Here is a 12,137-nt window from a genome sequence, read left to right as displayed (position 1 = left end):
GCTATGAGATGAGATTAAATTAAAAATTACCATAGACTACATATACCTTTTTGGCATGCCTCCGTCAATATTTAAATGAGGTATTAAAACAGTAAATGAAACTAATCTAAAATCATGTAAATAGGACATGAATGAGTAATAGATCTAACTTAAAACGGCGCAAAAATTCGCTAGAGCCTCCCACCTTTTTAAGCACATTCCCAAATGATTTCTTCCCCACGGTCTTTTTCATATTGTAAGTCCTCTTCATTCAGGTAACCCGTTTGCCAATCGTCCCAACGACAGAAATACGCATCTTCACGCTCACACCACCATTTCACTACAATCATGCTTTATATCAGGGCATCGTTACCGATGCCCTGCCTGCCTTTTAATGCTCGCTAACGAGTGAAAATCTCGTCTCACTGCGGTCGGCATTTGTGACCACTCGAACTCGTTCACCTGCTATATTGTACTCAGAGCAGATACTAAGCCCCTCGCGTGTTGCCTTGTCGTTGGCGACCTTCCTCTCGATGCTGACGTTACCCCAATCCCCGTTTTTATGACGGGTTTCACTAGGGAACAAAAAGAAAGTTGAACCGCCAATCAAGACACCTAAGCCTTTACTAATAACAATCAGACCGAGCTCAAACTCTACAGCAGTGCAAGTGTAGATTTGAGTTGGCTTTTCATTTAATGTAGTCATGTTAATTTCCTCGTGAACGGTAGTTAACGGAATGCCTTAGCTTTTCTGTCGCAAGTGGAGCTAAGGCGTTTTTCTATCTGCCGTTAGTACGGCAGATGCTCAAACCGAAAGACCTTTTCACAAGCGGTCGATTCGTCAGTCACAACAAAGTCGCTTAGACGTTTCACCACCTCTTCAAGATCAGCCGGATAGAATCGAAAACCCTTCATAACTAACCCCGCGTTAGCAAGCTCGCTAGGGCGCACATCACTTCCCATTGCCACCTTAAAAACCTCATCTTTAGAGGCAGCCTTCGACTCCAAGTTCGAAAACTTGGTCGGTTCTGGTTGCTTAGTGATGGTTGAGCGGATTACGTTTGAGTCAGTCATGGCTAGGTTTCCTTATGGAGTGAATTTTCATCTTCGTCGTTGCCTGACTGTCCAACCCTCAAACATGGTTCTAACCTGCAAGGGCGCGAAGCGGCTCTGCCCTACCTTGCCGGTTAGGTTCTGGGTGAGGATGGTTACAGGAAGTTGCAGGGCGATAGGGAAAATCACTAGGAAACCAATGATTGGCGAGAAGGGAGGACGCGATTTACCAGCCACTTGGCAGACATAATCGAAATGGCATTGTGACTATGGCACTGCCATAGGAATACTTTTGCGTTGGGTGATTGTTCACAGGAACTAAACCGAACAGAAAGAAAGATGGCACCAAGTGAGGAACGAACCTGGTGCAAAGACCGATTTCGTTCTGAGGCTAGTTATCGTGGGAGGAGTGAAACGACGGAATGAACCGAGCGCAGCGAGAACGCCACTCTAATTCATTTAAAGGTAATACACGTGTATTACACAGCAATCTATCTACTACTCCATTGATACTTATGACAAAAATAAAAGGCGGCCGAAGCCGCCCTTTTAAATCCAGCCTCGCTCAGCGAATGAAACTGCACCTTCAAAGGAGACTACGAAATGGTCAAGAACCTTAACATCGATAAGCGCTAGTGCATCGATTAGGCGGCGCGTAATGCGACGGTCAGCTTGGCTAGGCTCAGCAACGCCCGAAGGGTGGTTGTGGTAGAAAATCACCGCGGCAGCGTTTTCAGCAAGTGCCTTTTTGACGACTTCGCGAGGATACACCGAAGCTGCGTCAACCGTGCCAGTGAACAGCTCAGCAGAAGAGCGAGCTCGATGCTGGTTATCAAGGAAGATTACGCCGAACACTTCGTGTTCTTTGGCAGCTAATGAGTTTCGACAAAACAGCTTTACCATCTCCGGAGATGTGAGAGCTGGCTGCTCACTGACAAACATTTTCGACTTTAGGATTTCGGCTGCATGAGACAATACTTCCTGCTCCTGCGCTGTGAATAGTGAAGTGTCTGAGTAGTTAAAGGTTGATTCAGTCATGGCTCATTTCCTTGTGTTCATGTTGTTGTCGTCTGACTGTCCGGCCTACTGTCATGGTTCTGGTCTGCAAGGGCGCAAAGCGTTCATATACCCTTGCTGACAAGGTTCTGATGGTAGACGGTTTAAAGGAATGCGATTAATAACTGAACACGATTAGCGCCGTGACTTGCCAACTACACGAACTGACCTTACGGCCAGTCCGTGCAAGACCACTTATGCCGCCGTCGCCTTGTTGAAGTTTGCTCGGATAGTTCGCAACACTGTTGATGGTTTACGAATACTGTTAATAACCATGACTTGAGCGCTTGGTTTCGCCTCTTCTAACGTCAAACCCAAGCCACTCACAACAACTTCATACTGATCACAAAGGTTTTCGATTTGTGGCTCTGTCAGCTCAATCCATTTGGTGCGAACCATATCAGCATAAGTATGTACACAATGCGTTTCCTCGGAACTTTCAAAGAGTTCGTTCAGTGGGCATCTTCACTTGATATTTCACACTCAGATACCGAAGGGAACTCAGGATCAACAGGACAACCCACATGACAAAGCATCTTAATAGCCGTCAGCTTGATAGCGGTAGAATCGGTCAGCATGTTACCTGTGACAGTATCGATGCATCGACCGATAAATTCGTCGCTGTCACGGCGAATATTTAGCGAAGCCAAGCTCGAGCCAGCGAGCGCCATCAAATGATGCGAGTCGAAAGAATTATCGACGCCGACAAAATCGGCCCTTACTCGCTCTTATCGAAGGCAGCGGAAGGTAATGAGGAAGAATGACGAAGCGCAGCTACACAGTAGCGGAGGCGTTGGGTGATTGTTCACAGGAACTAAGCCGAACAGAAAAAGGGATGGCACCAAGTAAGGAACGAACCTGGTGCAAAGACCAATTTCGTTTTGAGGCTAGTTATCGTGGGAGGAACACAGTGACGGAATGAACCGAGAGACAGCGGTATGCCACCCAACGAGAACGCCCAATGTTTTGTGTAAATAGACTTTGTCTGTAAGAATAAAAAATAGAAAAAACGGGAAATGAAAAAGATGAGTAAGACTTCAGAAAAACACTATTACCATGAAGTAAACGGCATAGAACGAGTAGAATACCCCTGTAAATGTGGTCAAGGTTTCTATCGATATGATCCAGACGGAGAACGTTCAACTCATAACCAATTGCCACATCGATGCACCAAATGTAATGAGTTAGTATTCTTTAGCATCCCCTACCCTGCACTTCGCTATAAGGGACGTATATTTGTAGATTGGGAAACAGTGAGAGTACTTGGCGCTTAACTTTGCTTTTTAGGGAGAACAATCGCACGCCCCTTCCCGTGCCCCCCAGAACTGGAGAACTTACACGCTTAAACGCTTTGTTTTTCTCATATCCTAAATACAAATTTCCTACCGTGACCCCTTATTCAGTCTTTGGTTTTGTGTGTATTGACTTGGCATTGAAAACAACGAAGGAAGTATGCATACAAACAAAATAACTCCAACGGCAGCCAAATCACCAACTACAAAGTAAAACACCCCAGCTATAGCCATGACCACTGGAGCTAAAAAGGGGACTTGTTCATTGAACCATTTACTCATAAAGCGCAACTTCACTGTTAAGCTGCGTTTGCTTTTTATTACTGGCCTAAAAACTGTTTTGGTTGTTGTTGGCTTAAATGCAAATGAAATTAAGACCATACAAAGAAACAAAAGGGCGTTGAAAGGCTCAAAAAGTATTTTCATCCAAACACCCTCCAAGAAAATGCAAGCCAAAACACCATCACGACCACCACTGCGTAGCTCAGAGCTCCAAATAGCGCCTCAACCACAGCAGCATCATAAGCTTTAACATCGCCCTTCAATTTCAACAGTCGTAGTAACCAGAAAACTTGCAACCCTCTCCGTACCCCATAAACAAGCAATATAGCGCCAATTAAAAATACGAAATAACCCACTCTAAACCTCCTTGTGATTAACCACTGTTAATAAATACAACGATAGTTTAGCACGCTACAGACGTGCGAAAGGTTATTTTTAATCCAAGTGTGATTTACTGCACCCCAATTCATAATTCGATATTCGCCGCGCTTAAACTGTTCGACTTCGATTTCCAATTCATGCAGTGCTTTAACAGTGTCTTGTGCAGTTCTGCGAGGCATTCCGGTTGCCTCCATAATCAATGGAATGGTATTTCGGCCATTATCTATGAGATAGGCGACCAACAATCTTCGCAAGAACGAAGTTTGAGTTTTACTAGGTTTTTCTGTCATTGAATTCATACCTATAATTTCTTGTGAGAATTAAAATAGCACGAACTAAACACATAAAAATACGCTCCGAAGGACGTCTTTGGTTAGAAGATACAGCTATTTTCTAGATTAAAGCTCAATGCTTCAAAAAAAGTAGTGAAGCTATAGAGCTCATCCCACGATACACTATCAACAATAACAAACGTCTTGTTATCAAGGTTGAACGCTATCCTAGTCGTTGATTCTTCACTATACGCGAAGTACTTCCTTAACGACTCTTCTTCCCAAAATTCCAAATTCGCATCGATAATGCCATCCAAAAAATATGGTTCATTTTTTTGTTCACTTCCATATAAGTTAAAGCCATTACACGAGAAACCGTTTGTTTCCTTTAGGATTGACAGGTAATCACTATCTAGCTTCAGATTGAACAGCTCTTCCACTTTTCTTTTGCATTGTTCAACATCTGCGTCATTTGCAGAAGGAACGAAAAAACCAACACCGAACATCTGATGTTCTTTTTCATTTTGGAGCTTCAGCATCTCCAACGCATCTCTATCTGACATTTTCATCCCTACTTCTTGGGTAAATAGTCCCATCGAGCACAGGCCACTGAACTTCCACAATACTACCGATGATTTAGCAATATCATCTCACTTTGTATCTGTCGCAATTGGGAACGGATCCAGCAAAAATCATCTTTAATTTAAGTATTTAAATTATGAACAGTTATGCGCATTGGAAAAAGAAGATAGGATGCAATCAGTTTCTTAATGAGGGAAAGTGGTGAGTGATTATTTTGGGAAAAGAAGTAAGCCGGCTCGCTCTTTAGGAGGAGGATATAAACCTCTTCATGATGTTGAGAATGTAAAAAAGCCCGTGGAACGTATAGAGACCGCTCGAGAGCGCGCAGCGCAGCAATGTCGAAAACGTCAAGAGGAGTTGCGTTACACGAAAGAGGATGAAGCTAGGTGGGCACGAAATCGAGAGAGAGCACTCTCGGAACGTAAAGTAGACGAGGCATTTAATATTAAAGTAGCGTTGCAAACCAAAGATGGAATAGCTCTTCCTAATCAAGAATTTAAAGCCTTTTTTGAAGATGGTAGTGAGCAAGTATTTGAAACTGACGATAACGGCGTTTCAACTGAGTTTGCAGAGATGACAAGGGTACAGAAAGTCGTTATTTCATTGAATCACGGTTGGATTAAAAGGGATGTATAGCGATGACAGTTGAAATACAAACGACACCGACATCAAACCAAGAAGCAGTGGTTGTACACGTCAAGATCGAAGTGGGTGACTATGTTATCCCGATCGTCTACCCTGATTACCTCGTCGCCATCCCTCCTGAGTTCCAAGAATTATGGGGGGTTAAAATTCTGGATAAAAAAGAACAGTTTGGTCATGCTGGAGCATTAATCATTAATGGTAAAACTGGACTTTCAAAGTACTATGAATACGGTCGCTATGAACAGTTTGGAACTCTTGGTGGAGTGAACAACGTTGGAATATCTGATGCCGTGATCGAAGATGGCAGAATAACAGAGTCAAGCTTGGCCAATATCATGAGTGAACTGTCACAAGATGCAGGACAAGGAGGGCGAATTGAAGCGGTCGTCTTCATCGGAGACTATTATGACAAAGCCTACGAATGGCTAACAGACCCAAAAGGCCCTTATAGGAGCCCTGATAGACAAGCTTATGATGTTACCGATTTTAATTGTATGCAGTTTGTCTTGGATTTACTGAACGCACTCGATATCGAAACACACTGGACAGGGTTTATTGTTAAGCCCGATGATGAAATGGAAGAACTTCAAGAAGACTACAAAGACCTTCGATATACCCCAGGCAACAGAACCTTGGAAATAGAAGATGAGTAAACTCCTCAAGATAATAATAGGGCTTATCAGCTCCGTTCTATTCATTGTCATAGCTGCAACAATGAGCTTCTACCTAAAGACTCAATCCGTTACATATGTTGACGAGTTTGGGGAGACAAGATTGGAAAACCATCCCTCTGCAAAATTTGTGGGAGGTAAAGCTTTTGGTTGGTTTGTCGTGCAAGAACCAATACAAAGCGCCGTCATTATTAATGTGTTCTCAGAGAGCGGTAACCTCCAAGGACGCTATGAACTACTACTTCCAGAATCGCAACGTAGCAGTTTCACTACGAGTGATATAACTTTTTTTAATAATGATACATTTACGCTTTCCGATGGAAATACAGTAAATAGTAGGTTGTTATCCAGATAGTAAAGGAAGCTGTAACTGACCTAAATTCCTGAGAACGAAAAAGATGGCCACAAGCAGAAGAGTTAGAGCTAACAAAAGCGACCTGTTTAAGTCAATGACTGTGTTAGCAGTAAGCACTCTTGCAGTCTCGTTGACAATAGCAATGGGGATCTCGATGCCAATTGTGGCTGGTGTTTTAGCATGGGTTGGAATTGAGATGCTTCTCGGTTCAATATTGGATGAATTTGAGGTTGACGACGCTATCGTGAACGGGTTAAAAAATGCAACCAATTAAGAACAAATACCTACTACTTTTGGGAGCGCTGGCCGTATCCTCACTGTACTTCATTTGGCTTTATGTCGTGATGAAAGACTTCTTCGACATAATCTATCTAAGAGCAGCACAACTAGAAGTTAGCTATAGCTTTGCGACCATACCAGTACAGCTATGGATCTTCTCCATATTCATCTTTGGTGGTTTGTTCGTGGCGAGCAACGGGAAGCTAAAACTACCGAATAGGATTAAACGCATCTACATGACTGTTATCCCAGTTGCCAGCCTCGCGATCTCTATCGGCTTGGGAGTAGTGCTGAAACCAACGCTGATCAAACACTTGACTAACAATGGCTATCAGCTGACCGAAACTATTCAAGCATCTAAACCTTGGTATTTCGATAAAGAGGTTTACGAACTAAACGTTACCAATATAAGTTCCGCTCATTAAGCCTTTCTGGCTTTGAAGTTTGCAAAAACTTCATATGATGTCGCAAATTGCATATTTGCTCCTATTAGACCAAGTCATAGGGTTATGCTCAGTATATTGAGCTCAATTTAGCTCAAGGAACCACAATATAAATTGATTGAAATCATTCCATTTATGCAGAAAATGCCCCTCTTTAAATGCAGAAAAAACATCACCAGCTTCAAGAAAAATAACACTTTGGTCTTTTTTATTATAAAAGTAGGTGCCATTTGAAAGGTCATTCAACGGAATGTAGTCTTCTGACAATTCGTAAGTATTTCTAATTGAAGAAAGAAGATCAAGATAGTCAGAATTAATGACAAACCAGCAAATTTGATATATTTCCTGATTCTTACTACGAAAAGTAGCCCCATCCTCTGCATGTAAATAAAACTGAGCGATATCACTATCCAAATCCAAGCCAACTGAACTCAAAGCTTGCTCATAAGGCGCAGTCACATCTTCAAACCATTGTTCTTTATCGTTTAAGTAATTGATTACTTTTGAATCTAACATAGCCTATCTCTTTTTCATCTCGTTGTTTGCTCGTTCTATCCAATAAGCTTCTCTGTCTAAGTCAAAGCTATCTCTATCTACTGGATTTATTGGGGGTCTATTCGGAAGGGACAGATGCAAACTGTTAGTACCATAATACTGTTGGTGTGTTTTAGCTGACAGTTCAAAAAGGGAGCCTTTCGAGTTTTGTTTAAATAGACTCAACGTCGACTCAGTTTGGTTAGAGTAGCTAATGTATATGCACTTTGCGATTTTAAAGCGATTTATCATCGCAAGCATCAAGAGCTTTATTTACGTGGTAGACCGAAAATAACACCCCACCTTCAGCTAGCATATTGAAACCAATTGGCATTGAAATAAGCCCCAAGAACAAGTAACTGACGTAAAACGTAGATGTCAAAGAGTACAACGACAATAAAAAACTCACGAAGCCAATCGTTGCAATAACAAGACCAAGCACAAGATTAAACACTCCGAACACTACATCAAATTTAAGTAATCGAACTCGGAAAGAAAGCGCTTCTATACCTGTAACATCAGGATACACACCTATCGTTTTCAAGATATGACGAAAGGCCACCTTGCTCCCAATGCGTTCATTCATAATCAAAGCCGCATTTAACATGGGAACACTAAGCCTCTTGCCGTGGATTTTCCGAAAGTGCTCTATGTTGAGTTCATTATTGAAATGAGCTTTTAGCTCGGTTGAGATGTTCGGGTCATCGAGAGCAGCTGTAATCGCGAGGTAACGTTGATTGCGGCTATGATGGTAAAAACCGGCTATCTTAGGAAAATGCCATGCTGCAAGCAAAACTAATATTGCTGCTGCAACCCAGTAATCTCCTTGCTTTAGTAGATCTGCAAATACTTCCATCTAGATAACTCTCCTTAGTTCTTACCTTATAGACATACCACAAATTGATATGCAATCGCATTACATCTTTTCACCTAATACTCTGATTAACAATCAAAATATTATTGAAAACAATGAAATATGTACCCACTAACGGTTGAATAAGTCGTTAGATATATCTAGAGAAGATCGAAGTCATCGAGGGTAATATGGAGCAACATAGGTTGAAGAGTAACAAGGGTAAGTAAGAGCTCTTTAGTACTGAACAGCAACTAAGGGTGAAGACACCCTTATTCTTAGAGCCTTTAAGGAGGCATGGACTAACGTTCGGCCATTTCAATGATACTTAGAACTGCCTTGCGCGTATCTTGTTCAAGCATGCCTTTTGTATCAGCGATGATTAAGCCGGCAATATATATACCCGCAGTTCGCATTTCTTCATTAGCCTCACTGCTCGACACACCATCGATAACGATATCTAGAGCAGATAAAACGATGTCCTTTTCTTTATGATTTAACATATCAACACCCTCGTGAGTCAACTGATTATGAATCACACCTTCTCTACTGCCGCTTTATCACGCAGCAATGATTCAAAGGTGTTGAATGTCTTGTTGGTTAAATCATCCTTTATCTGGACATGTAGCAAACCTAACAATAGTCCTTGTCACTTCAATAGCATCTTGCAACTAAATTAGACCTAAATGCTCCTTTCTTCCTTGTCCCTACCTGTTGTTAAAGTGACCCAACAAGTTCATCAGTGAAAGTGATGCCTCTCAAATCATTCTCTCGAAAAATCTCGACAAACCTCTGGTTACAAAACAAATTCGAGGATCCATCTAACCTCGACTTAAACAACACCTTTTTGTTGATGTCGCCCTCAACAAAAACAAGCTTCTCCACTCCAGCAGAAAAACCATATTCGATTTTCTCAACACACTGGTCCCGATCTTCCAGACCAAACTGAAAACATGAGTAAAGATACCAAGAATCACCATCAACATTTATTGGCAAGAACTCACCCATCAATTCAAGGTTTTCCTTCAACGCGCTGTGCGCTTTTGGTGATAGGACTAAATAAGTTCGTAGCCAAAGACTCACATCCGGTAGTTGAGAATTACTGTCGAGGACATCTTCAAAGCAGACATCGACTTGCTTCCAGATGTCTTGCAGAGAATCATTTTCGGTCGGTTGCCTTAAGATGCGTTCAAATAAATTGAAGTCTCCCAACTGCGTTGCCATCTCATCGGGTGTTGAACACATTGTTTGAAAGTGTTCGTGGTCATCACATATCCTGAAAACGTTCATTAACCTGTCCAACTATTGTCTTTACTGCCCATCACTTTCTCTGGATAGGTTCCTTTTTTCAAGTGCATTTTGACTTGAAAAAGCCTTGCTTCGAAGTGTTTTTTCTCAACCGTTGTTCGCGCAAACTTCGCACTGATCCAAGTTTCATAATTATATCGATGCAGTGAACGATGAGCAGGTGATTGTGGGTCTGCCCAGTTGTATGTGGCATTGGATAAAAAGTTCATCAGCCATACACCGTTGCGAGGGTCGTTGATACCCACTCGATGCAGGTGCATATTTAGTCGAGCGGCTCTCATATCCGCTTTACGAAATCGACCTTCCCCCGGAATGATATGATGAGGCTCGTGGTTTTGTGTCGGTTGAGGCTCCCCTGCTGCCGTTAAGTTACCAGCAAGCCTTCCTGTAGGATGATGCTTTTCACGCAATAGATCGGAAGCATTTTTCTGTAAGTTTTCACTGGTGTAGCTTTCAAGCTTATCTTCAAGGTCTTCGACTCTTGCATGGGCAATAAGCTCGATCCGTTTCAATTTCAGAAACTTTAGGTCTCGGGCTTCAGCAATAAGTCGCTTGTCTCGTTGAGCTTTCGTTTCACTCTTAGAAGGAGTCTTACGATACCTCTCATAGAAATCAGCAACGAGTAGATCATATCTATCTAAAGCTAACTCCGCCGCTGAAGCCTCTTTGGGACGCTTCGATGCTTTACCAACAATACTCAAACTAGTCTGCATACCAATCTCCTATGTGCAAAGCTAGTTGGATAACACTAGGAATTTAGGTGAGCAAATACTCAACCTTTGGCTTTCGACTCAAAAATCATTCATCGTGCAAGTTTTGATGTTATGCATCAATATTGAGAACAGAATAGGCTTTGAACAAACCCAAAACTAACCATCAACAATATTCAGATAAGCCGCCCACTTCAGCGGGGATCGAGTGAAACCAATGATCTTGCGCTTCCCACCATTAGCAAAATCAAGATCTTTCTCAGGGGCAGTTATCTGATGTACAGCATAAGGACCACTTTGCCTCAAACCTAAAAGCGATGAAACCGGAAGGATCCGAACATCTTCAGTAGGCTCAATCAAAGATTGAACTTCATAGAAATAACGACGCACCGTTTTACGACAGAGACGAGCGGTTTTCGCAACTAGCGTGATACTAAGCGATTCCCCCTTATTTAGTAGATATCGACTAGCGTTTATAACGCGCTTTTTAGTTTTCTCACGCCTAACTTGATGTGTTCTCGCCGCAGCTAAGCTTTGCCTTTGCTTAATATTTAGGTCACTCGGCAGATCCATCACTCCCCGCTTAACATGCGAACAAGCGTAATACTTATCCCAAGTCCATCGAGCAACACTTTTAACCACGGACTCAACTTCGCTATGCCTCAAAGGCGTCTGAGTATCAAACGAATGGTTCTTGTATGTTGCAAAGTAACTGACACGACGTTTGAAATTCTCATAGCTCCCTTCCCTACGCTCGGCCTTTACAATCGAATAGGCATAGTGGCGAGCATATTCAAATAAAGTGCAATTACGGGAGTGAGACATATCATCTAGGCTAGCGGGTTCGCGCCAATGCAAAGCTGCTTCAACTTCTACAGAGTCAGCTAATTCACCAAGTTCATAAACTTGGGAATGAAGTTCTGTTGTTTGCCACCATGGATGAAATGGCGTCTTAGCCACTGGCCCTGAATAAGCAAGATCAGCCTTGAGCCGCAAAGCCATAGCTTGATATACCGCCTTAAGGTATTGGATAGGTTTACTTCTCGCATTGTCACTATTACAAACCGGAACAATCGCATAGTAGAGGTGGGCTTTGTTACTGTGTCGATTTCGGACAATGAGATTAGGAGCTGGTAACCCTTCATCTTGCCAAATGTAAGGATTAGGGATTGGTCTATCTTCATGGTCAATGTCGAACACTAACCAAGAAAGCATATCTTTACGGTTAACCTGCATATAAGGCCAGCGGATAGCATAATGCCTTGGTCGAACAAGCATTGCGGTTTTATTATCGCTGCATCTAGACAGATACGGTGCTTCATCGAGCAAACGCTGAAACGAATTGCTCGTTGTTTTTAGAGGGAGCATGGCAACCTGCCTAAAGTTATTTAGTCATGGTTAGGAAGCAATTGATAACCTTCACAGGCATACACTAGCCAACA

At 42.4% G+C, this 12,137-nt stretch carries 20 protein-coding genes; 4 read left to right on the top strand and 16 right to left on the bottom strand.

Translation table 11 applies throughout. The annotated features are described in order from the left end of the window. Window positions 1-188: 188 nt before the first annotated feature. The 10 genes from C1S73_RS27895 to C1S73_RS16055 all read right to left on the bottom strand — a co-directional run bounded on the left by C1S73_RS27895 (window position 189) and on the right by C1S73_RS16055 (window position 4,884). Window positions 189-329, bottom strand: a complete 141-nt coding sequence (locus tag C1S73_RS27895; RefSeq protein ID WP_167391660.1) for a hypothetical protein — start codon at window positions 327-329, stop codon at window positions 189-191. Between the two features lie 41 nt (window positions 330-370). Continuing rightward, on the bottom strand, window positions 371-685 hold the full coding sequence (locus tag C1S73_RS16100; RefSeq protein WP_038869267.1) for a hypothetical protein: 315 nt from the start codon (window positions 683-685) through the stop codon (window positions 371-373). An 83-nt stretch (window positions 686-768) separates the two neighbouring features. Beyond that, window positions 769-1,053, bottom strand: a complete 285-nt coding sequence (locus C1S73_RS16095; protein ID WP_038869265.1) for a hypothetical protein — start codon at window positions 1,051-1,053, stop codon at window positions 769-771. A gap of 528 nt (window positions 1,054-1,581) precedes the next feature. Then, entirely contained in the window at window positions 1,582-2,070 is a 489-nt protein-coding gene (gene radC, locus C1S73_RS16090) for a RadC family protein (RefSeq protein ID WP_038869263.1), read from the bottom strand. 213 nt (window positions 2,071-2,283) lie between these two features. Further along, window positions 2,284-2,487 carry a hypothetical protein gene (locus C1S73_RS16085; protein WP_050566699.1) on the bottom strand — a complete coding sequence of 68 codons (204 nt, stop codon included), beginning with the start codon at window positions 2,485-2,487 and terminating at the stop codon, window positions 2,284-2,286. 53 nt (window positions 2,488-2,540) lie between these two features. Continuing rightward, complete coding sequence (locus tag C1S73_RS16080) at window positions 2,541-2,759, bottom strand: hypothetical protein (protein ID WP_050566698.1); 219 nt, start codon at window positions 2,757-2,759, stop codon at window positions 2,541-2,543. A 711-nt stretch (window positions 2,760-3,470) separates the two neighbouring features. Beyond that, complete coding sequence (locus C1S73_RS16070) at window positions 3,471-3,806, bottom strand: hypothetical protein (protein WP_050566697.1); 336 nt, start codon at window positions 3,804-3,806, stop codon at window positions 3,471-3,473. Further along, complete coding sequence (locus C1S73_RS16065) at window positions 3,803-4,018, bottom strand: hypothetical protein (protein ID WP_038869260.1); 216 nt, start codon at window positions 4,016-4,018, stop codon at window positions 3,803-3,805. Before C1S73_RS16065 ends, C1S73_RS16070 begins: the two co-directional genes overlap by 4 nt. A 27-nt stretch (window positions 4,019-4,045) precedes the next feature. Then, complete coding sequence (locus tag C1S73_RS16060; RefSeq protein ID WP_038869258.1) at window positions 4,046-4,333, bottom strand: helix-turn-helix domain-containing protein; 288 nt, start codon at window positions 4,331-4,333, stop codon at window positions 4,046-4,048. An 83-nt stretch (window positions 4,334-4,416) separates the two neighbouring features. Next, on the bottom strand, window positions 4,417-4,884 hold the full coding sequence (locus C1S73_RS16055; RefSeq protein WP_038869503.1) for a YrhA family protein: 468 nt from the start codon (window positions 4,882-4,884) through the stop codon (window positions 4,417-4,419). A gap of 214 nt (window positions 4,885-5,098) precedes the next feature. Here C1S73_RS16055 and C1S73_RS16050 point away from each other — a divergent pair, with 214 nt between their 5' ends. The 4 genes from C1S73_RS16050 (at window position 5,099) to C1S73_RS16030 (ending at window position 7,272) form a co-directional block, all read left to right on the top strand. Then, complete coding sequence (locus tag C1S73_RS16050) at window positions 5,099-5,533, top strand: hypothetical protein (protein WP_152436132.1); 435 nt, start codon at window positions 5,099-5,101, stop codon at window positions 5,531-5,533. Between the two features lie 2 nt (window positions 5,534-5,535). Next, a complete protein-coding gene (locus C1S73_RS16045) occupies window positions 5,536-6,195 on the top strand; it encodes a hypothetical protein (protein ID WP_050566696.1) in 660 nt (219 codons plus the stop codon). Further along, on the top strand, window positions 6,188-6,568 hold the full coding sequence (locus C1S73_RS16040; protein ID WP_038869253.1) for a hypothetical protein: 381 nt from the start codon (window positions 6,188-6,190) through the stop codon (window positions 6,566-6,568). The genes C1S73_RS16045 and C1S73_RS16040 overlap by 8 nt, the downstream gene beginning before the upstream one ends. A 260-nt stretch (window positions 6,569-6,828) precedes the next feature. After that, window positions 6,829-7,272, top strand: a complete 444-nt coding sequence (locus C1S73_RS16030; protein WP_038869249.1) for a hypothetical protein — start codon at window positions 6,829-6,831, stop codon at window positions 7,270-7,272. A 102-nt stretch (window positions 7,273-7,374) separates the two neighbouring features. Here the strand turns inward: C1S73_RS16030 and C1S73_RS16025 are convergent, their stop codons facing one another. The 6 genes from C1S73_RS16025 to C1S73_RS16000 all read right to left on the bottom strand — a co-directional run bounded on the left by C1S73_RS16025 (window position 7,375) and on the right by C1S73_RS16000 (window position 12,063). Beyond that, complete coding sequence (locus C1S73_RS16025) at window positions 7,375-7,806, bottom strand: hypothetical protein (protein ID WP_038869246.1); 432 nt, start codon at window positions 7,804-7,806, stop codon at window positions 7,375-7,377. A gap of 253 nt (window positions 7,807-8,059) precedes the next feature. Beyond that, entirely contained in the window at window positions 8,060-8,680 is a 621-nt protein-coding gene (locus C1S73_RS16020; RefSeq protein WP_038869244.1) for a hypothetical protein, read from the bottom strand. Window positions 8,681-8,979: 299 nt separating this feature from the next. Beyond that, a complete protein-coding gene (locus C1S73_RS16015; RefSeq protein ID WP_038869242.1) occupies window positions 8,980-9,180 on the bottom strand; it encodes a hypothetical protein in 201 nt (66 codons plus the stop codon). Window positions 9,181-9,394: 214 nt separating this feature from the next. After that, window positions 9,395-9,967: a hypothetical protein gene (locus C1S73_RS16010; RefSeq protein WP_038869241.1), complete on the bottom strand. Its 573-nt coding sequence runs from the start codon at window positions 9,965-9,967 to the stop codon at window positions 9,395-9,397. Beyond that, on the bottom strand, window positions 9,967-10,698 hold the full coding sequence (locus tag C1S73_RS16005) for an AHH domain-containing protein (RefSeq protein ID WP_038869240.1): 732 nt from the start codon (window positions 10,696-10,698) through the stop codon (window positions 9,967-9,969). Before C1S73_RS16005 ends, C1S73_RS16010 begins: the two co-directional genes overlap by 1 nt. A gap of 156 nt (window positions 10,699-10,854) precedes the next feature. Next, on the bottom strand, window positions 10,855-12,063 hold the full coding sequence (locus tag C1S73_RS16000) for a replication initiation protein (RefSeq protein ID WP_038869238.1): 1,209 nt from the start codon (window positions 12,061-12,063) through the stop codon (window positions 10,855-10,857). Window positions 12,064-12,137: the final 74 nt, after the last annotated feature.

Origin of the sequence: Vibrio jasicida 090810c (genome assembly GCF_002887615.1) — a bacterium.
Taxonomy (GTDB): Bacteria; Pseudomonadota; Gammaproteobacteria; order Enterobacterales; family Vibrionaceae; genus Vibrio; species Vibrio jasicida.
This window is presented reverse-complemented; position numbering and strand designations above follow the sequence as displayed.